Below are 20,640 nucleotides of genomic sequence, written 5' to 3'. Positions count from 1 at the left end.
GTCCGTCCCGAGGAGCCATATATGCGGAGAGTTACCCAAGAGGCCGAAGGGGACGGTTTGCTAAACCGTTAGTATGCGCAAGCGTAGCGAGGGTTCGAATCCCTCACTCTCCGCCATATTTTTCAATCAAAAAGCTTTTATGGCGGTGTAGCTCAGCTGGTTAGAGCGTTCGGTTCATACCCGAAAGGTCGGGGGTTCGATTCCCTCCGCCGCTACCATCCTAAGCTGCGGTCGTGGTGGAATTGGCAGACACACCATCTTGAGGGGGTGGCGGGGCGACCCGTGCGAGTTCGAGTCTCGCCGACCGCACCATATTTAATACATGGCCCGTTGGTGAAGCGGTTTAACACAGCAGCCTTTCACGCTGTCATACAGGGGTTCGAATCCCCTACGGGTCACTTAATCACCTCACAAAATGAAGTGTTGCGTTATAGCAACACCGAACATTTTGCGGGGGGGGCCCAACAACTGGTTGGGACCCGACAAAAGTCGGGGAGCATGGAGGCTTAGCTCAGCTGGGAGAGCATCTGCCTTACAAGCAGAGGGTCGGCGGTTCGATCCCGTCAGCCTCCACCATTTATAAATTAGCAGGACGGTCAGTTGAAAACGCCGCGTTTTGTGGTGATGCTGACGTGTGAGTCCTAATCGTCGCGGGATGGAGCAGCTCGGTAGCTCGTCGGGCTCATAACCCGAAGGTCGCAGGTTCAAATCCTGCTCCCGCAACCAAATTTTCCTTGATGGAATGGAAGTACCCTTGGGTGCAACCAAACATGGAGCTGTGGTGAAGTTGGAGTTCACGCCGGTCTGTCACACCGGAGGTCGCGGGTTCGAGTCCCGTCAGCTCCGCCATTTTTTGAATAAAAGAATGGCATAAGATAAAAATCATTATGGCTCGGTAGCTCAGTCGGTAGAGCAGAGGACTGAAAATCCTCGTGTCGGCGGTTCGATTCCGTCCCGAGCCACCATTAGTAACATATCTTGCCGGTATAGCTCAATTGGTAGAGCACCTGACTTGTAATCAGGGGGTTGTGGGTTCAAGTCCTATTGCCGGCACCACCATTGGGGTATAGCCAAGCGGTAAGGCAACGGACTTTGACTCCGTCATTCCTAGGTTCAAATCCTAGTACCCCAGCCATTTGCGAGCCATTAGCTCAGTTGGTAGAGCATCTGACTTTTAATCAGAGGGTCGAAGGTTCGAGTCCTTCATGGCTCACCAGTTTTTACAATCAAGAGTCGAGTAGCACGATAGAAATATCGATGCGCTTTTCTGTTTTATCTTGCGGGTGTGGCGGAATGGCAGACGCACCAGATTTAGGTTCTGGCGGGAGACCGTGGGGGTTCAAGTCCCTTCACCCGCACCTTATAAGAAAAAGGATTTGCAGCCAGAGCAAACCTTTGTTCATGTACATGCGGACGTAGCTCAATTGGTAGAGCGTCGCCTTGCCAAGGCGAAGGTCGCGGGTTCGAGACCCGTCGTCCGCTCCATAGATGTTCTCGGGTCTCTCACCCGTTCCGGGTTTACCCTTGAAGAGCATTAAAGAAGAGTGTCACGGGCACTTCAGATCTGGCTTGTCGGGTAGCAAATCGACGAAGTGGTGCCAGTAGAAGCGAGACCCGTCGTCCGCTCCATCATTATTCAACCGTTTCAGGTTGACTCTTACAATTAAGTGCCCTTAGCTCAGCTGGATAGAGCGTTTGACTACGAATCAAAAGGTCGGGAGTTCGAATCTCTCAGGGCACGCCATTACTTCATATGAAACCGTAGAGTAGGAACAATTCCTACTCTTTTTTGCATAACCTCGGCTGCATTCTTACAAATTTTAAGTAAGTTTTCCTTGTATCTCCCAATTCCATCTATTACTTTAGAATTACACTGTATTTTCAACATCAACAATACAGGTGATACAAGGGAAAACAGGTGACAACGAGAGTTTGTTACATGCGCGATGGAAGAATAAGATGGAACAGGAGATGTATCAACGTGAACCCAATTAAATTGGACCAAATGCATCCTGCAATTGCTAAACTGATCGATAATATAGAAAAAGTTTTGATTGGAAAACGTTCGGTAATCGAGATGATGGTCGCAGCGATTTTGGCGAATGGGCATGTTCTTTTGGAGGACGTGCCGGGTGTCGGAAAGACGATGCTCGTACGCGCTCTGGCCAAATCGATCGGGGGCGAGTTCAAGCGTATCCAATTCACGCCCGATTTGCTGCCGACCGACGTGACTGGGGTAGCGATCTTCAACCAGCAAACGATGGAGTTTGAATTTCGGCAAGGACCGTTGTTTGCAAACGTGATTTTGGCGGATGAAATCAACCGGACATCGCCAAAGACACAGTCCGCTCTTTTGGAAGCGATGGAAGAGCGCTCAGTCACCGTAGACGGCACAACGTATCGGTTGGCCAACCCGTTTTTTGTGATGGCGACGCAAAACCCGCTGGAATACGAAGGAACGTTTCCACTGCCGGAAGCACAGTTGGACCGTTTTCTGATGCAATTACGCTTGGGATATCCGACTGTAGATGAAGAAATGCGGATGTTGTCGAGATTCTCAGATGTGAATCCGCTCACAGAGCTTGAGCCTGTCTTGTCGGCAGCAGACTTGACGCAGCTCCAGAAAGAAGTTGCTGCGATCAAGGTGTCGGAAGGGGTAAAAGAATACATTGTGCGGCTTTGCCACCGTACACGTGAACACCACCATATTTACCTTGGTGTAAGTCCACGCGGGTCACTTGCCTTGTATAAAGCGGTGCAGGCACTTGCATTTGTACGCGGCAGAGATTACGTTATCCCGGATGATGTCAAAGAACTGGTGCCGTTAGTATTCGCCCATCGGATGATCGTGAAGCCGGAAGCACGTCTGGAAGGAGCAACCGTTGATCGGGTACTGACCGTGATCTTGACCGAAACCCGAGTGCCGGTGAGCTGAGGCGGTGACTGCGAATGAGACAGCAAAGATGGGGTAAGCTCAAAGCGGTCCTGCTTGTGGTGATCACCTATGTTTTCGCCAAATTTCAGGGCGGTTTTTCCAGCTGGTTTCTTTTTTACAGCAGTCTGGTGTTTCTGGTATATGAGGCTCTGGCGTATTTTCTCATGTTCTCTACGCTGGAGGTAGAACGCCACATCGATCGCAACCGTTTGCAGGACGGCGAGGACGTCGTTGTGACGGTTCGTCTGCGTCGGAGAATCCGGTTTCCGCTCGGGTGGCATATGGTTGTGGAGCCGTTGCCGGAGCGTCTCGCAGGCGTGTATGAGCCGCACAGACAGCTGATTTTTCCTTGGTTTAAAAAAGAGATGGAGTTTCGCTACGTCATTCCCAGTCTGCCACGCGGTTTTTACACGCTGGATCAGTGTGTTGTCAGCGGAGGAGATTTTTTCGGATTTTGCGAAAGGCGGAAAGTGTTTTCATTCCCCCAGGAGTTTCTCGTCTATCCACGCTATAAGGAATTGACGCATTGGGCTTTGGGCGATGGCAGCTTCAGCGGGAATGTCCACGTGTCACACAAGCGCTCCGACGACGTCGCTGCGGTAAGGGGCGTACGCGATTATCAGCGCGGTGACCGGCTGAGCCAGATTCATTGGCGTGCATCTGCCAGAGGGACTGGCTTAAAAACAAAGGAATTTGAGCATCAGGCGATGAATCAGGCTGTCTTTTTCCTTGATGTAGAAAAGGAAAGCTACGAGGGCCAGCCAGCCCAGCTTTTCGAAACGGCGGTAAAGCTAAGTGCAAGCCTGATCGCGTATGCCAACCGGAACCAGTATCACTACGGGCTGGTGTACAGGCAAAAGGAACGCATCTCGATTGCTCCGGCGCTGTCCCATGCCCACTTCCTGCGTGTGTTTGATCAGTTGGCGCGAGTCATGCCGCAAGGAAGCGAGTCGTTCGCACGGGTTGTAGGGCGAGAAGCGCTGGAACAGCAACAAGGTGTAACGCTGATTATCGTCACACCGCGAGTAGACAAAGACCTGGTCAATCGACTGATTGCGTTGTCGCAAAAAGGAAGAAGAGTGCAATTGTTCTACGTACATGCCGAAGCCACCATTTCCCAGGAGCGCAGACGAATGCTGCAACTGCTCGGCGGAAGCAAAGTATCGTGTACGTCTATCCACGTCGATGAACAAGAGTGGAAGCGGATAGGAGGTGCTTAGACTCATGAGCGTGTGGAAACGTCCAACGGTATGGCAATGGGTCTCGGCCCTTTTTCTGTTCCTGATGCTAAGAGAGTGGCTATTGCCTTTGCAGGAGCTGACAGATACAGGCATCCTTTGGCCTTTTTATGCGATCGTGGCCGGAGTGCTGATTATTGACGTAGCCATACCGTATCGCTGGATTACAATACCGATCAAAATGCTGGGCCTGCTGTGGCTTTTGCATGCTTCTTTGTTCGACACACCGCTGTTTGCGACGGATTGGCTGGCGGAGTTGTACGGGCAGATAGTTCATGACCTCCCGCTGGCTTTCCAGCAGGATTGGGCAGCGATGTCCATCTTGTCGCGAAATGCCTTGTTTGACCTGATGCTGATCGTTTTGATTACGATGCTGACGTACTTGGTACTGGAGCAGCGGCAAGGCTTATGGTTCGTCTTTTTGACAGAGCTGTATTTGGCTGTCCTTGATACGTTCTTGCCGTATGATGCGAGCGAGGGGATTGTGCGGACGCTCATTTTCGGGTTCTTGCTCCTGGCTGTCAGTCATTTGATGAAGATGACCAACATGGCTACCGTGGCAGAAAAAAGGAGCCGGCTTCTCTTCGGTTCTCTGATGGCTTCTCTCCTGATCATTCTCGTGAGCGTAGGCATCGGCTATGCCGCTCCGAAGAAAGCAGCGAGCTGGCCTGATCCGATTGCTTTTCTGATGGGCAACGGGAACGAGACGCCGACAGCGGTCATGAAAAAAGTTGGTTACGACAACAACGACGAGCGGTTGGGCGGACCTTTTCTGCAAGACAATACGCTGGTGTTCATTGCGACAACGAACGAGCGCAGCTATTGGCGCGGCGACTCCAAAGACCTGTATACAGGTGTAGGCTGGGAGAAAGGGGAACGCGATTACACGGCGATTCTCGACCCGCAAAACTACGAGTGGAAAAATGAACTGTTCCACGGGTTCGAAATGAAAAAGGTAGAAGCAACGCTGGAATTTAAAGGACCGCAGCAGTTTGCCACTGTCTTTTATCCGGGGCAATTGAACAAGGTGAGCAATTACGCTCCGCCGAATGCTACTGTCGTGTATGATCAGTTGAACCAACAGCTAGAGGTGCGGGCAGGCAAAATCAACCTGATCCAGCCCAGATCGCAAAATGGCAAAACGGAATACGCTCCTAACACATTGCTGCTCAAGCTCAACCAGTACAAGGTGAATGCAGAGGTTCCGGTTGTCAGCGAAAAGGCAGTGACCGAAGCGGGAACCGACTATCCGGAAGAGATCAAAGAGCGGTACTTGCAGCTTCCGGCAACTTTGCCGCCGCGTGTAAAAGAGCTGGCGAAGTCGATTACGCAAAATGCCAAGACCCCGTACGAAAAAGTCCGGGCGATCGAGAATTACTTGCGTTCGAGTGGAAAATATAAGTATGAAACGAAAGATGTGCCTGTAGCTGCGGAGGGTCAAGATTTTGTCGACCATTTTCTCTTTGACAGCATGAGAGGGTACTGCGATCATTTCTCCACCTCCATGGCGGTTATGTTGCGCTCTCTGGACATCCCGACGCGCTGGGTAAAAGGCTTCGCTCCGGGGGAGAGAGTAGGCAGCGACGATCAAAACCGCGACATCATGGAAATTCGCAACAAAGATGCCCACTCATGGGTAGAGGTGTACTTCCCGGGTCACGGGTGGATTCCTTTTGAAGCGACCAGCACCTTTATCTCGCCAGTGCGATTCAACTACGATTTGCAAACCTCCCAACCGCAATTGCCGATCCCTGTGCCGGATCTGGGCAACCAGACTTCGCCAGACAGAGGAGACGGGCGCTTCAATGAGCTGGAAGAGGGAGATGCCGTCCCTGGGAAAAGCTTTTCGATTCCGTGGCAAGTCAATGCGGGGCTGGTGGTTGTGGCAGCCGTTGCGGGTTTCATGGCTTGGAAGAGGAGAAAAGACATTCAACTATGGTGGCTCCGAAGACAGATTGATCAACATAAAGGAAACAAGTACCAGGATCGTTTCAACTGGTTGCTTCGCGTGATGGAAAGTGTCTACTCACGCCGGCAATCGGGTGAGACTCTCCGGGAGTATGTAGGCAGAATCACGATTCCAGCCGACAAGCGGCAAGACTTGCGTTACTTGACGGAAATGTACGAGCGAACCGTTTACGGCTACAAGGAATTGGAACAAAAGGCACGTTCCGTGGCAGAGCAGCTGATCGAGAGATTGATCCGTCAACTGAAGCCTTGAACAAAGCCGTCCCATCTGCTAGAATGACGATCAATGAGTCTCGTATAATGATCAGGAATACGGCCTGAAAGTTTCTACCGCTGAACCGTAAATTCGGCGACTACGAGGAGAGCACTTCGGATTTCTGTACATGCAACCACACATGTGTACACAAGCTGGGACGCTGCCTCCGTATGAAAGATCGGAGTCACCGTCCCGGTTTTTTTGCAAATATGCGACAATTCGGCTTGTAGACGAGTGGGCATGATGCAGAACCGGGGGAAGCGGAAACTGTTTGACCATGCATCAAGCGAGGAGGTCGGCAAAATTGCAGCCGACACTCACGTCCTGTGCGTAACAGGAGAAGGGGGATATGATGGACAAGTCATTGGAAATGGTCGTCGTACTCGATTTCGGAGGCCAGTACAATCAATTGATCGCGCGACGCGTTCGCGATCTCGGTGTCTACAGCGAGCTGATGCCGTTCAATACGCCTGTAGAAAAAATCAAGGCAATGCAACCAAAAGGGATTATTTTCTCCGGCGGACCTGCGAGCGTGTACGAAGAGGGAGCGCCTAAAGTAGATCCGGCGATTTTTGATCTGGGCTTGCCAATCCTGGGTATTTGCTACGGCATGCAGCTGATGAGCCACATGCTGGAAGGAAAAGTAGAGCGAGCTGGCAAACGCGAGTACGGAAAAGCGGAGCTGCGTTTGCAAAATGCCCACAGCCTGTACGAAAAATGGGATGCGAATGAAATCGTCTGGATGAGCCACACCGATAAAGTAGTAGAGCTTCCGACTGGTTTTAGCGTAGATGCTGTGAGCGACAGTTGCCCGGTAGCGGCGATCAGCAACCCTGAGCGCAAGCTGTACGGCGTGCAATTCCACCCAGAAGTTCGTCATACCGTAAAAGGAAGCGAGTTCATCGGCAACTTCCTGTTTAACGTGTGCGGTTGCGAGCCTACCTGGAGCATGACGACTTTCATCGAGGACGAGCTGGTTCGCATCCGTGAAACCGTAGGCAACAAGCAAGTTCTGTGTGCCTTGAGCGGCGGCGTTGACTCTTCCGTCGTAGCAGCGTTGATCCACAGAGCGATTGGCGATCAATTGACTTGCATGTTCGTAGACCACGGCCTTCTGCGCAAAGGGGAAGCGGAAAGCGTCATGGAGACATTCGGTGAGAAATTCTCCATGAAAGTGATCAAGATTGACGCTCGCGAGCGTTTCCTGAGCAAGCTGAAAGGCGTTTCCGATCCTGAGCAAAAGCGCAAAATCATCGGCAACGAGTTCATTTACGTATTCGATGAAGAAGCAGGCAAACTGACAGACATGGACTTCCTGGCGCAAGGTACACTGTACACGGACATCGTGGAAAGCGGAACGGCGACAGCGCAAACGATCAAATCCCACCACAACGTGGGCGGCTTGCCGGAAGACATGAAGTTCGAACTGATCGAGCCTTTGAAAACATTGTTCAAGGACGAGGTTCGCAAATTGGGTACAGAGCTTGGCTTGCCGGATGAAATCGTTTGGCGTCAACCGTTCCCAGGTCCGGGACTCGGCATTCGCGTTTTGGGCGAAGTGACAGAGGAAAAACTGGAGATCGTTCGTGAATCCGACGCGATTCTTCGCGAAGAGATTGCCAAAGCAGGTTTGGATCGGGACATTTGGCAATACTTCACAGCTCTGCCGAACATGACGACAGTGGGCGTAATGGGCGATGTACGCACTTATTCCTACACAGTAGGCATTCGTGCCGTTACTTCCATCGACGGCATGACAGCTGACTGGGCACGCATTCCGTGGGATGTTCTGGAGAAAATCTCCACGCGGATCGTCAATGAAGTCGACAACGTAAACCGCATCGTGTACGATGTCACTTCCAAACCACCAGCAACGATTGAGTGGGAATAAAATAAATCCGGATGTTCACCTTATTTCAAAAATGAACGTTCGTATTTTCGTTGACATTCGATATGTCACCTGATACACTTCTCAATGTGAACAGGTAATATAGGAAGGTTCGTATATTCTTGAGAATATGGCTCAAGAGTTTCTACGGGGTCGCCATTAACGACCTGGCTACGAACAAAATGTCGACGGGATGCGAGTTTGTTATTATTTTTGAAATTGTTCCCGGAGTGTTTTGTGAAGAGGCCAGGCGCATACTAATAGCGTCCGGGCCTTTTTTCATTGCCACTACCATAAGCATGGGGGGACTTACGGTGCGGAAGTACTTTGAGTTTGACAAACTGGGCACCAATTACCGCCGCGAAACAATCGCGGGCATCACTACTTTTTTGGCCATGGCGTATATTCTGGCTGTCAATCCGTTCATTCTCAGCGGTGCAGACTTGCCGCCGGATCTGAAAGCAAACTACCCTGAGTTCGGCGCTGTATTCACGGCGACAGCTCTGGCAGCAGCGATCGGAACGCTGCTCATGGGGATTCTTGGACGTTTGCCGATCGGGCAAGCACCAGGGATGGGACTGAATGCGTTCTTTACTTACACCGTCGTGTTGACGATGCACATTCCTTGGCAACAAGCATTGGCTGGGGTATTTGTCTCTTGTACGATCTTTTTGATTCTGTCCTTGACTGGCGTTCGGGAAGCAATCATCAAAGCGATTCCAAAAGGGTTGAAATATGCGGTTTCTGCGGGGATTGGGCTGTTTATCGCATTTATCGGTTTGAAAAACGCAGGCATTGTGGTTGCAAATGATGCGACGTTTGTCGCTTTGGGTCATCTGACCTTTTACCATGAAGGAATGAAGCCAGAAGACGTATTGGCTGCGAAAAATGCCTTGCTGGCAATCTTCGGTCTGATTGTTACGGTCGTTCTGCTTTCGCGAAAAGTGAACTCCGGTATTTTCATCGGGATGGTGGTCACAGCTGTAGTCGGGATGATCTTCGGTCTGGTCAGCCTGCCAGAGCAGGTTGTATCTGCACCGCCGAGCCTGGCGCCGACATTCGGTGCGGCGTTCCAATACCTCGGTGATCCATCTGCTTTGTTTACAGTGAACATGCTGATCGTTGTTCTTACGTTCTTGTTCGTTGACTTCTTCGATGCAACAGGTACTTTGCTCGGCGTAGCCAGCCAAGCTGGATTGTTGAAAGAAGACGGAAACTTGCCGCGTCCTGGCAAAGCGCTCGCTTCTGATGCGATTGCCGGTATGGCGGGTGCGGTACTCGGTACTTCGACGACTACTGCTTATGTCGAGTCCACGGCAGGGGTAGCAGCAGGCGGCCGTTCCGGTTTTACTGCTATCGTTACAGGCGTGCTGTTCTTGCTGGCTCTGTTCTTCTCGCCGCTGCTCGCGATTGTGACCCCGGCTGTTACCGCCCCGGCGCTGATTATCGTCGGTGTGCTGATGGCTTCGCATATCGCCCATGTGGCTTGGAACGATCTGGACGAAGCGTTCCCGGCGTTCCTGACGATCTTGTTGATGCCGCTGACTTACAGTATCGCAACAGGGATTGCGACTGGCTTCATCGTTTATCCAGTGATGAAGTTGCTGAAAGGCAAAGGGCGTGAAGTGCATCCGGCGATGTACGTTCTGTTCTTCGTGTTCCTGGCCTACTTCATCTGGTTGCGCGAATAGGATATTTTGGAAAATGGCTTCTCGTCTACTGGACGGGGAGCTTTTTTTGCGCTATGATAGGAAAAATCTTTTGATGTGGAGGGACCTCTGTCATGTTTAGCCAAATATCGTTCCTTCAACAGCATCACCACGGCTAGAGCGTTTGTATCTTCGGAAATGTTTCCGCAGGTGCAAGCGCTTCTTGTGCTTTGTGCCTGCGGTGGTGATTTTTTTGTAGCCATGCGGGCATGAAGTTGCCTCGCATGGCTATTTTTGTTGGTTCGAAAACAGAAAGGATGAGGGACATGGAAAACAGCGTTTTGAAAAGCGTGAAAGGAACAAAAGACTTTTTGCCAAAAGAGCAGGCGCAGCGCAACTGGATACGGCGCACGCTGGAGGCGGTGTTCGAGGCGTACGGCTGCAAGCCGCTGGAGACTCCGACATTGCAATACTATGAGCTGCTCGCATCCAAATACGGCGGCGGGGACGAGATTTTGAAAGAAGTTTATCGGCTGAGTGACCAAGGGGAGCGGGAACTCGCCTTGCGCTACGATTTGACGGTTCCTTTGGCAAAAGTCGTCGGGATGAACCCGGAGATGAGATTGCCCTTCAAGCGCTATGAGATCGGCAAAGTGTTTCGCGACGGTCCGGTGAAGACTGGACGGCTGCGGGAGTTTATCCAGTGTGACGTCGATATCGTCGGTACGTCCTCGATGCTTGCCGAGGCAGAGCTGATCAGCATGGCGTTTGCAGCGTTTGCCAAGCTTGGGTTGGACGTGTACATCGAGGTAAACAATCGCAAGCTGTTGTCGGGCGTGTTGCAGGAGCTGGGGGTACCGGCAGAAAGGGCGGGAGATGTGATGCTGTCGCTCGACAAGCTGGAGAAAATCGGCGTGGAAGGGGTACGCGACGATTTGCGGGAGCGCCAGGTGGAGGAGCCGCTTGTTGCAGCGATCACAGCTTTTTTGCAAAAGGGGGCGCTGACTTTGGACGCTTTGGCGAAGCAGTTTTCCTCTGATACTTTCCGGCAGGGCGTACAGGAGCTGCAAGAGCTGTTTGACTACTTGCAAGGAGCAGGCGTCTCTGGCGAGGTGCGCTTTTCGCCGTTTTTGGCCCGCGGCTTGGGGATTTACACGGGCACAGTTTACGAGATTTTTTTGCAGGATCGAAGCATTGCCTCAAGCATCGGGAGTGGCGGCAGGTTCGATGAGATTATTGGGCGGTTTTTAGGCGATGGGCGAGCATATCCGGCGGTGGGCATCTCGTTTGGGCTTGATGTGATTCTGGCGGCGCTCTCCATGCGGGAGGCAAGCGAGCGGGCAGCCGCTGACGTTTTGGTCATCCCGCTCGGCACCGAGACGCTTAGCCTTGGGCTGGCGAATCGCCTGCGTGCGAGCGGTCTCCGGGTCGAGCTGGAGCTTGCGGGCAGGAAGCTGAAGAAAGCGCTGGACTACGCAAACAAGGAAGGGATAGCCTACGCGCTGATTTACGGCGAGAACGAAGTGAACAGCGGACAGGTGATCGTGCGGGACATGCGGCAGGGCAGTGAAGAGGCAATAGCACTCGATTCTGTTTCAAGCTGGTTGTCCAGTAGGCTGTAAAGGAGATAGCCTTTTTTTGCCACTTTCGTTACGATAAAGAAAAAAGGGGGCGAAGGCATGCGGAAATGGGCCTTTTGGCTAGGATGCAGTTGCTTGGTGATGAACTTGGGATGGCCAGCTAAGGCAAGCGAGGAGCCGCTTTTGCAAAAGCCGTTGTATCAGGCGAATGTCCACATTGATCCAGTGAAAAAAGAAGTGAGCGGAAGCATAGCCATCATCTTTTGGCCGAAAGACCCGAAACATGCCTACCTTCATCTTTATCCGGACGTATTTACGAAACGACAAGATGGAATGCTATGGGAGGAACTTTTAGGCAAGGAACCTGGACTTGGCACGTATGATAGTAACAAGCTCACAGTCGACGGAAAAGCGGTTGCGGGCAAAAAGACTGGGCATATTTTGGAGATACCGCTTGCAGCAGAAGGAGAACCGATAAGCGAGACAGGCCCGCACAAAATCGAGCTGGATTTTGCGATGAAGCTTCCTCACAACGACGGGAGGATGTCATACGATGAGCACGCGATCTGGCTGGGCAACTGGCTGCCGATTCTCGCCGTGTACGATCAGGGCGGGTGGCGTCTCGATGCGTACGAGCCTGTAGGCGATCCCTTTTACAGCGAGGTCGCAGATTACGAGGTCAACGTCACTTTTCCAGCGGGCTATCAGTGGGCGAGCACGGCACCCGATAAAGCAGCAGAGGTGACTGCGCCGTCAAAAGGAGAAAAAACGGCACGGCTGCGCGTAAAAGATGTGCGCGATTTCGCCCTTGTTGTCATGGATGCGAGCTACCAGAGCACAGAGAGCAAAGCAGGAGATACAGTAGTTCGCACTTGGTGGCGCCAAGGGGATGACGTGCAGCAAGCCAAGCAAAACCATCAGGCGGCTGTTTCGTCACTGGCGTATTTTCATCAAAACTTGGGGGCATATCCGTACACGGAGTACGATGTGATTCGGACAGGCGGGGCGATCAACGGGATGGAGTACCCGGCTTTGGTGTTTCTGGACGGGCGGCATTTTCTGGCGAATGCAGAGTACGCGATTGATACGGTGGTGCATGAGACGGCCCACCAATGGTTTTACGGATTGGTCGGCAACGATCAGCTTCGCGAGGCATGGCTGGACGAAGGCTTTACTGAATATGCAACGATCTCCTTCCTGACGGAACAGTATCCGCTACACGGTGCTGAGCGCGTGCGCAGGCGGCTTGCCAACGGGACGTTTGTGCCGCTTTACGTAAAAGAGCATCAGCGGCCGTGGCAGGCTCTCACCGAGTTTCCTGCCAATCAATACTATAGCGATCTCGTTTACTCCAGGACAACCTCCATGCTGTGGCTGTTGCGGGGAGCTTGGGGAGAAGAGCGGCTGTATGATGTTTTGAGACAGTATGTGGCGACTTACCGTTACCAGCTTGTCAGCGGCGAGCAATGGAAGGCGTTTTTGACAAAAGCGGCTGGCGAGGACGCGAGCGCATTTTTGGACTATTGGATGAATCTGGACATGTCCCAGCAGGAACAGGCAGCGGCCTGGCTGGAACGACAACGCGAAAAGCAGCAAAAGTAAGCGAAGGCAGGGGAGTGCCATGTGGCGCAAGCATTGGGTGGTCGGCATGGTAGTAGGGATTGCTCTGGCAGTGTGCTTGTGGAGCAGCCCGTGGGCGGGACAAGCCGGGGCAGATGTGGCGGTGATCGCCAACCCGGAGCAGAAGCCGGCAGCTGTCACGTACAGCGCAGAGGTGTGGCTGGATATGAACGAGCGAGTCGTAAAAGGAACGTTGACGACCCGCTTTGTACCACAGGATGACAAAGCCTTTTTCCATCTGTATCCGAATGCTTTCGCTACAGAGGCGGATCTTCGCTCAGAAAACTGGGAGCAAGTGCTGGGCAAACAAAGAGAGCCGGGCGGCATTGCGATCTCGGCTGTCAAAGTAAACGGACGCCAAGCTGATGTTCGCTATGAAGGAAAAACGAACACGCTTTTGCGCGTGCCGCTCCCACAGCTTCCGCCGAACAAGGCAAAAGCCGAAACGGTTGTGGAGATGAGCTTCCGCCTGCAAGTGCCGTATAACAACGGGCGGCTGTCTTACCACGATCATGCCATGTGGCTCGGCAATTGGCTGCCGATTCTCGCCGTCAAGGACAGCGGCGGCTGGCGACTCGATCCGTACACAGCGATCGGCGACCCGTTTTACAGCGAGGTGGCGAACTATCATCTGCGCGTTCATTTGCCGGAAGGGTATCAGCTTGCTACGACGGGGCTGGAAAGTGTCGCTGTCGTTACGCAAACAAGGCCGCAGCGCCAAAGTATATACGAGCTGGATGCCTGGAACGTTCGTGATTTTGCCATGGTCGTGATGGATGACACGTATCAGGCGATGTCCGGCAAGGTGGGGGAAACTGTCGTTCGGACCTGGTCGCAGCAAGGCGATGATGCGGCAGTCGTGAACAGCTTGCACCAGACGGCGATGGAATCGCTCGACTACTATGGAAAACAGTTTGGCACGTACCCCTACAAGGAATACGATGTCGTCAAGACGGGCGGCTTTTTCGGGGGAATGGAGTATCCGAGTCTCGTCTTTATTGAAGAGGAATTTTTCAACACAGCGAATAGCATGGGAGCGGCTGTGGTTGCGCACGAAACCGCCCATCAATGGTTTTACGGCATCGTCGGCAACGATGAAGTGCGGGAGGCGTGGCTCGATGAAAGCTTGACCGACTACGCCACGATGGCGTTTTTGCAGGAAAAGGATGCCAAGCGCGCGCAGGCGTACATGCGGATGAGGCAAGGCCAGTCGCGAGCGGCGGAAGCGTATGCGAAGCAAGGAATTGACGCCGAGACGAGTGTGGCGGCCTTCCCGGACTGGAAAAGCTACAATGAGCTGGTCTACGGACGCTCAGGCGTCATGTGGTGGACTTTGCGGGATGCTTGGGGAGCCGAACGGCTGAATCAGTTATTGCGCCAGTACGTGAGTGAGCACCAGTACGGGCTTGCGAATGGAGCAGCGATCAAGGAACTGGTATCGGCGGCAAGCGGAGCGGATGCCACACCGTTTTTTGATTACTGGCTTCATCTCAAGCTGGAGCTTGCGGAAGCAGCGAACGGCTGGTTGGAAAAGGTTAAACACGAATGATGGAATCAAACCTAATTTAAAATGTTCGGAAGCGTGGTTGACAGGCAAACTTTCTCCCTGCTACACTGTGTATGTTGATAGCAAACGAGTACGAATAGCCCAGGCGATGAGTACGGCGCAAAAAGCCGTTAGTCGGTTGGGTTTTCTTCTGATGATACAAAACGTAGGGGGCGAATGGTTCATGCTACAGCCGTTGGTAGGCGTCATTATGGGCAGTACGTCAGACTGGGAAACGATGAAGGAAGCATGCGCAATTCTCGATGAATTGCAGGTTCCGTACGAAAAGAAGGTCATCTCTGCACACAGAACGCCTGACTTGATGTTTTCGTATGCCGAGAGTGCAAAAAGCCGCGGGCTGGAAGTCATCATCGCGGGAGCGGGTGGCGCAGCCCATTTGCCGGGCATGGTGGCTGCCAAGACTGAACTGCCAGTAATCGGTGTACCTGTGAAGTCTTCCAATCTGAACGGACTGGATTCGCTTTTGTCCATCGTGCAAATGCCAGGCGGCGTGCCAGTCGCCACAGTCGCAATCGGCAAAGCGGGCGCGATCAATGCAGGGCTGCTCGCTGCGCAGATTTTGGGGATCAAATACCCTGAGGTGCAAGAGCGCTTTGTGGCAAGACGTGATGAAGTGCGCAATAAAGTGTTGGAGGCTGGCGAACTGGAATGACGACCAAACAGAGCAAGCAAATCAAACCAGGATCGACTCTCGGAATACTCGGCGGCGGACAGCTCGGCCGAATGATCGCTCTCGCTGGACGAGCTATGGGTTATCGCTTTGTGACGATGGACCCGACCGTCGACGCTCCGTGCGGACAAACGGCGGATCGGCAAATTGTCGCCAGCTACGATGACGTGGAAGCGGCGATGCAGCTTGCTTCTGTCAGCGACGTGATTTCCTACGAATTTGAAAATGTGGATGCACAGGTAGCAGAGGTGTTGGAAAGCCATGCGTACGTGCCGCAGGGCAGCCGCCTTTTGCGCATCACACAAAACCGGATTTCCGAAAAGACGGCGATTCGCGAAATCGGCATTCCGGTCGCACCTTTTCGCGTAGTCGGCAGTTTGCAAGATTTGCAGGGAGCCGTAGCCGAACTGGGGTTGCCTGCGGTCATGAAGACAGCGACCGGGGGCTATGACGGCAAAGGCCAGTGGGTCTTGCGCAGCGAGGACGAGCTTGCGGAGGCGTACGAGACACTCTCCAAGGCAGGAACAGAGCTGATCGTGGAACAGTTCGTGCCTTTTCAGATGGAGTTGTCGGTCATTGCAGCGCGAAATCCAGACGGAGAGTTGGCTGTATTCCCGACGTCGGAAAATATTCACCAGGAAAACATCTTGCACCTGAGCATCGTGCCGGCGCGTGTCGCACCGGAAGTAAAAGCACGCGCAGAAGAAATCGCCCGCACGATTGTCGAGAAGCTTGATGTAGTCGGGCTGATCGCTGTGGAAATGTTTTTGACCACAGACGGGCAACTGTACGTCAATGAACTGGCGCCACGTCCGCACAATTCCGGCCATTACACGATGGATGCTTGTGTGACTTCGCAATTTGAACAACACGTCCGGGCTGTTTGCAACTTGCCGTTAGGCTCGACAGAGTTGCTCTCTCCCGTCGTGATGGTTAATATTTTGGGAGAGCATCTTCAGCCTGTCATCGATCAAATCGACAAGCTGCCGCGCACGGCCAAGCTGCATCTGTACGGAAAAGCCGAGAGCAAGGCGAAGCGGAAAATGGGGCATATCAACGTGCTCGCCCCCACTGTGGAAGAAGCGCTCACCCACATTGATGAGTTGAAAATCTGGACGAATCCATCGGAGGTATAATCATGATCGAACGTTATTCTCGCCCGGAAATGCGTGCCATTTGGACGGAAGAAAACAAGTTCAAGGCTTGGCTGGAAGTAGAAATTCTCGCATGTGAAGCTTGGTCCAAGCTGGGAATCATCCCGGAAGAGGACGTGAAAAAGCTGTGGGACAAGGCCAGCTTTGACATTAACCGCATCTATGAGATCGAGGAAGAGACACGCCATGACGTAGTGGCGTTTACCCGTGCGGTTTCGGAAACATTGGGCGAAGAGAAGAAATGGGTACACTACGGCTTGACCTCTACGGACGTGGTGGACACGGCGCTGTCCTACTTGCTGCGTCAGGCGAACGAAATTTTGGAAAAAGATATCGAAGACTTCATTGCGATTTTGGCTGACAAAGCTCGCGAGCACAAAGACACGGTTTGCATGGGCAGAACGCATGGCGTGCACGCCGAGCCTACCACTTTCGGCTTGAAGCTGGCGCTGTGGCATGAAGAAATGAAGCGCAACCTGGCGCGTTTCCAGGCGGCGAGAAAAGAAGTGGCGTACGGCAAAATTTCCGGTGCAGTAGGCACGTATGCGAACATCGACCCGTTCGTGGAAGCATACGTATGCGAAAAGCTTGGTCTGTCTCCGGCTCCGATTTCTACCCAAACATTGCAGCGCGACCGTCACGCCGAGTACATGGCGACATTGGCTCTGATCGCAACTTCGCTGGAGAAGTTCGCAACAGAGATCCGCGGTCTGCAAAAGAGCGAAATGCGCGAAGTGGAAGAAGCGTTTGCCAAAGGTCAAAAAGGCTCTTCCGCCATGCCGCACAAGCGCAACCCGATCGGCAGCGAAAACATTTGCGGTCTTGCGCGCGTCATCCGCGGTCACATGCTCACTTCTTACGAAAACGTGTCGCTCTGGCATGAGCGGGATATTTCCCACTCTTCCGCAGAGCGCGTGATTTTGCCAGACGCGACCCAAGCGCTGAACTACATGCTGCGCCGTTTCATGAACATCGTGAAAAACTTGACGGTATTCCCGGAGAACATGAAGCGCAACATGGATCGCACATTCGGATTGATCTACTCCCAGCAAGTCATGCTCAAGCTGATCGAAAAAGGCATGAGCCGCGAGCAAGCGTACGATACGGTGCAGCCGCGCGCGATGCAAGCCTGGGAAGAACAGCGCTCTTTCCGCGCCATCGTGGAAGAAGACGCAACGGTCAGCTCCACGCTGACCAAAGAAGAGCTGGATGAATGCTTCGACTATCGCTACCATTTGAAGCATGTGGATACGATTTTCCAGCGTCTTGGCTTGCTGTAAGGTTTGAATATGCTTGTAAGGAACGCTCCCGAGTGATTCGGGGGCGTTTTTTTTTGCGGAAGAACATCCCTTTTTACGTGGAAATCATGTATGAGGAGGATTTTTCAATATATTTTGATGTAAAACGCTGAGCGGAAAAAAGCGAGTGTGGGACAGAATGGAGTTCGTCCGTTTCGCCAAAGCTTACTTCCCTGTTACCGAAAATTATTTTGCAAGTTGGCTCAGGCTGTAACCAAACGAGTGGGGCTCTCGTACCTATAAGTGCGAGAGCTTACAAGCAAGCTATAAGTACCTTACAAAAGTGTAAGCTTCTTGAAATATAACTCGATGGTTCCTGCCTCTGATCCGTTTTACAATGAGATCAACTCATACGGATCACGAAATGGGAGATCGATTATGACTACTGCACTCATTTATGCGAAACCAAACCAAAGACAAATTTACGAAGATTATTCCGCCAAAATATACCGCTATTTCCGCTACCGCGTAAAGAACATCTGGGACGTGGAAGACCTGACAACGACTGTGTTCATCAAAGTATACTCGAAGCTGGATCAATACGATGGCCGCCATCCTTTTGGGGCATGGATTTTCCGCATCGCGCATAATGCCCTGATTGACCACATGCGCAAAAAACGGGAATGCCCGGTTGATCAGGACACTTTCAGCACAATGGCCGCGACTGACAAGCTGCCGGAGGAGTGCCTGCTGACGCAAGAAACGACGGAGGGGCTGTGGCAAAAGGTACACACCTTGACGACAGATCAACGCAACGTGATTTCTTTGCGCTATCTCGCTGATTTGCGCATGAACGAGATTGCCGAGATTTTGGGCAAGACAGAGGCTTCAGTCAAAATCCTGCATTTTCGCGGGATCAAAAAACTTCAGCAAATGATGGATGCAAAAGCTTGAAGGCGGATGACAATACCGCCTTTTTTTGTTGGGCGAAAACGGGCGTGGCGTGATTCGGACAGCTTGGCGCAGTTGGCGTTGCCGAGTTTTCTAGTGGTATAGTAGAGAGAGGAAGAATTAGGAGATTCGCGATGAGAGGAGTATAAGCTGATGTCGACAATCATGATTGTGGAAGACGACCCGAAGATCAACCAGCTTTTGCAAGAACAGCTGGAAAAATACGGATTTCAAACGGTCAACGTCGAGCATTTTGACCGCGTCATGGATGTGTTCATAGACAGGCGGCCCGATCTGGTACTGCTGGATGTGAACTTGCCCAAGTTTGACGGCTTTTACTGGTGCAGACAGATGCGGCAGGAGTCCAACTGCCCGATTTTGTTTATTTCCGCGCGGGAGAGCAAGATGGATCAGGTCATGGCGCTGGAAAATGGCGCAGACGACTACATTACCAAGCCGTTCGACTACGATGTGGTGCTGGCGAAAATTCGCAGCCAGCTGCGCCGCGCATACGGGCAATACGCGCCGCAGGAAGGGGAACGCACGGTAGAGGTTGCGGGACTGAAGCTGTTTTTGGAGCGGATGGAGCTTTCGATGAACGATACGAAGATCGAGCTGAGCAAAAAAGAGGCGCTGCTGCTGGAAGCGTTGATGAATCAATACCCGCGCGTCGTGAGCAGGGAGCGCCTGTTGGAAAAGCTGTGGGACGAGCAATTCGTCGATGAAAACACGTTGAACGTGTACATCACGCGTGTGCGCGGAAAGCTGAAAGACATCGGGCTGGAAGGAGCCGTCGAGACTGTGCGCGGTTCGGGCTATCGTCTGCGAGCGACCTGGGAGGATGGGCAATGAAGCTGTTCCTCAGGGATCAATGGGCCTTTGCCGCCTTTTTTCTCGTTCAGCTGTTTTTGCTGATTTTGATTTTCGCCATGGACGGCTACTGGAACGAATCCTTGGTTATTTACGTGATGTTTTTGTCCGTGTTTTTTGCCGGAGCTTTTCTGGTCGTGCGTTATTTGACCCATCGGTTGATTTACCAGCGCTTGAGCAAGCCGGTAGAAACGTTGGAGGAGCTGACGCAGACGTACGGAAACGCAGCGCTTTGCCGCGCCTTGGACGAGAAAAGCCTGGAGCAGTATCGGCTGTACAAGGAGCAACTGCACGCGTACGAGAACAAGCAGCGCGATTACACGACGTTTATCCAGCAATGGGTGCACCAGATGAAAACGCCGATCTCCGTCATCCATTTGCTGCTGCAAAATGAAGATGATCCGAAATCGGAGAGCGTGCGTGAAGAAATCGACCGGATCAAGCGCGGCTTGGAAACAGTGCTGTACATAGCGCGGCTGGACCGCTTTGAACAGGACTTTTTGATCGAGCCTGTGGCGATTCGCACATTGACGCAAAACGTGCTGGCGGAAAACAAGCGGTTGTTTATCCGCAATCAAGTGTATCCGGAGCTGAAAATAGAAGAGAACTGGCGAGTGGAATCCGACGACAAATGGCTTTCGTTTGTGTTGAACCAGCTTTTGACCAACGCGGTTCGCTATTCGGCAGGGAAAAGCAACAAGGTGACGATCCGAGCGTACGAACGCGGGCAGCATGTCGTCCTGGAAGTGCAAGACTACGGGATCGGCATACCAGCCGAGGATATCAGACGGGTGTTCAAGCCGTATTTTACCGGGGAAAATGGCCGCAAGTATCCTGAATCGACCGGGATGGGCCTGTACTTAGTCAAGGAAATTTGCGGACGGCTGCACCATGGCGTGGAAATGGACTCCGAAGTGGGCGAGGGCACGACAGTCCGCCTTGTCCTGTCTGCGGTGGTGCCAACCTTACAAGAACGTAAGGATGATGAAAGTTAAATCGATAGTTGAAAAACGTGCGCCCTCGTATAGTGAAAAGTGGGATGTCAGAGGAAAGGGG

14 protein-coding genes, 14 tRNA genes and 2 riboswitches are annotated in these 20,640 nt (G+C 52.5%); all 28 genes read left to right on the top strand.

The genetic code is table 11. The features are described 5' to 3' along the window. Positions 1–25 precede the first annotated feature (25 nt). A tRNA-Ser gene (locus EDM60_RS20440) sits at positions 26–116 on the top strand. A gap of 25 nt (positions 117–141) precedes the next feature. Further along, a tRNA-Met gene (locus tag EDM60_RS20435) sits at positions 142–218 on the top strand. Between the two features lie 9 nt (positions 219–227). Next, positions 228–312, top strand: a tRNA-Leu gene (locus tag EDM60_RS20430). A 12-nt stretch (positions 313–324) separates the two neighbouring features. Next, a tRNA-Glu gene (locus EDM60_RS20425) sits at positions 325–398 on the top strand. Between the two features lie 102 nt (positions 399–500). Continuing rightward, positions 501–576: transfer RNA gene (locus EDM60_RS20420), tRNA-Val, on the top strand. A 73-nt stretch (positions 577–649) separates the two neighbouring features. Continuing rightward, a tRNA-Met gene (locus tag EDM60_RS20415) sits at positions 650–726 on the top strand. A 46-nt stretch (positions 727–772) separates the two neighbouring features. Beyond that, a tRNA-Asp gene (locus EDM60_RS20410) sits at positions 773–849 on the top strand. Between the two features lie 40 nt (positions 850–889). Beyond that, a tRNA-Phe gene (locus EDM60_RS20405) sits at positions 890–965 on the top strand. Between the two features lie 15 nt (positions 966–980). Continuing rightward, positions 981–1,056, top strand: a tRNA-Thr gene (locus EDM60_RS20400). A gap of 4 nt (positions 1,057–1,060) precedes the next feature. Continuing rightward, positions 1,061–1,135 (top strand) — tRNA-Gln (locus EDM60_RS20395). A gap of 5 nt (positions 1,136–1,140) precedes the next feature. Continuing rightward, positions 1,141–1,216 (top strand) — tRNA-Lys (locus EDM60_RS20390). A 63-nt stretch (positions 1,217–1,279) separates the two neighbouring features. Further along, positions 1,280–1,358 (top strand) — tRNA-Leu (locus EDM60_RS20385). Positions 1,359–1,409: 51 nt separating this feature from the next. Then, positions 1,410–1,485, top strand: a tRNA-Gly gene (locus tag EDM60_RS20380). Positions 1,486–1,667: 182 nt separating this feature from the next. Continuing rightward, positions 1,668–1,744: transfer RNA gene (locus EDM60_RS20375), tRNA-Arg, on the top strand. Positions 1,745–1,981: 237 nt separating this feature from the next. Further along, positions 1,982–2,935 carry an AAA family ATPase gene (locus tag EDM60_RS20370; RefSeq protein ID WP_122965618.1) on the top strand — a complete coding sequence of 318 codons (954 nt, stop codon included), beginning with the start codon at positions 1,982–1,984 and terminating at the stop codon, positions 2,933–2,935. A gap of 14 nt (positions 2,936–2,949) precedes the next feature. Further along, on the top strand, positions 2,950–4,155 hold the full coding sequence (locus EDM60_RS20365; RefSeq protein ID WP_122965617.1) for a DUF58 domain-containing protein: 1,206 nt from the start codon (positions 2,950–2,952) through the stop codon (positions 4,153–4,155). 4 nt (positions 4,156–4,159) lie between these two features. Continuing rightward, on the top strand, positions 4,160–6,394 hold the full coding sequence (locus tag EDM60_RS20360; protein ID WP_122965616.1) for a transglutaminase TgpA family protein: 2,235 nt from the start codon (positions 4,160–4,162) through the stop codon (positions 6,392–6,394). A 20-nt stretch (positions 6,395–6,414) separates the two neighbouring features. Next, positions 6,415–6,517: riboswitch (purine riboswitch) on the top strand. Between the two features lie 232 nt (positions 6,518–6,749). Continuing rightward, positions 6,750–8,288, top strand: coding sequence for a glutamine-hydrolyzing GMP synthase (guaA, locus tag EDM60_RS20355; protein ID WP_122965627.1), 1,539 nt, complete (start codon positions 6,750–6,752; stop codon positions 8,286–8,288). Between the two features lie 89 nt (positions 8,289–8,377). Then, positions 8,378–8,479, top strand: a riboswitch (purine riboswitch). Between the two features lie 120 nt (positions 8,480–8,599). After that, positions 8,600–9,976: an NCS2 family permease gene (locus tag EDM60_RS20350; protein ID WP_063229610.1), complete on the top strand. Its 1,377-nt coding sequence runs from the start codon at positions 8,600–8,602 to the stop codon at positions 9,974–9,976. A 284-nt stretch (positions 9,977–10,260) separates the two neighbouring features. Then, positions 10,261–11,556 carry a histidine--tRNA ligase gene (locus EDM60_RS20345; RefSeq protein ID WP_122965615.1) on the top strand — a complete coding sequence of 432 codons (1,296 nt, stop codon included), beginning with the start codon at positions 10,261–10,263 and terminating at the stop codon, positions 11,554–11,556. 99 nt (positions 11,557–11,655) lie between these two features. Then, complete coding sequence (locus EDM60_RS20340; RefSeq protein ID WP_233454111.1) at positions 11,656–13,116, top strand: M1 family metallopeptidase; 1,461 nt, start codon at positions 11,656–11,658, stop codon at positions 13,114–13,116. Between the two features lie 19 nt (positions 13,117–13,135). Next, positions 13,136–14,683: a M1 family metallopeptidase gene (locus EDM60_RS20335; protein WP_122965613.1), complete on the top strand. Its 1,548-nt coding sequence runs from the start codon at positions 13,136–13,138 to the stop codon at positions 14,681–14,683. 181 nt (positions 14,684–14,864) lie between these two features. After that, positions 14,865–15,353, top strand: a complete 489-nt coding sequence (gene purE, locus EDM60_RS20330) for a 5-(carboxyamino)imidazole ribonucleotide mutase (protein WP_122965612.1) — start codon at positions 14,865–14,867, stop codon at positions 15,351–15,353. Next, the gene (gene purK, locus EDM60_RS20325; protein ID WP_122965611.1) at positions 15,350–16,507 is read left to right on the top strand and encodes a 5-(carboxyamino)imidazole ribonucleotide synthase; all 1,158 of its coding nucleotides are present in this window, start codon (positions 15,350–15,352) and stop codon (positions 16,505–16,507) included. The genes purE and purK overlap by 4 nt, the downstream gene beginning before the upstream one ends. Before the next feature lie 2 nt (positions 16,508–16,509). Continuing rightward, a complete protein-coding gene (gene purB / locus EDM60_RS20320; RefSeq protein ID WP_063229604.1) occupies positions 16,510–17,805 on the top strand; it encodes an adenylosuccinate lyase in 1,296 nt (431 codons plus the stop codon). 396 nt (positions 17,806–18,201) lie between these two features. Further along, positions 18,202–18,717, top strand: a complete 516-nt coding sequence (locus EDM60_RS20315; RefSeq protein ID WP_122965610.1) for a sigma-70 family RNA polymerase sigma factor — start codon at positions 18,202–18,204, stop codon at positions 18,715–18,717. 150 nt (positions 18,718–18,867) lie between these two features. After that, complete coding sequence (locus tag EDM60_RS20310; protein ID WP_063229601.1) at positions 18,868–19,566, top strand: response regulator transcription factor; 699 nt, start codon at positions 18,868–18,870, stop codon at positions 19,564–19,566. Then, positions 19,563–20,579 (top strand): sensor histidine kinase, encoded by a 1,017-nt coding sequence (locus EDM60_RS20305; RefSeq protein WP_122965609.1) that lies wholly within the window; start codon positions 19,563–19,565, stop codon positions 20,577–20,579. Before EDM60_RS20310 ends, EDM60_RS20305 begins: the two co-directional genes overlap by 4 nt. Positions 20,580–20,640 lie beyond the last annotated feature (61 nt).

Source organism: Brevibacillus parabrevis (genome assembly GCF_003710905.1).
GTDB lineage: Bacteria > Bacillota > Bacilli > Brevibacillales > Brevibacillaceae > Brevibacillus > Brevibacillus parabrevis.
The sequence above is the reverse complement of the archived record's forward strand: the minus strand, read 5'-3'. Positions and strand labels throughout refer to the sequence as shown.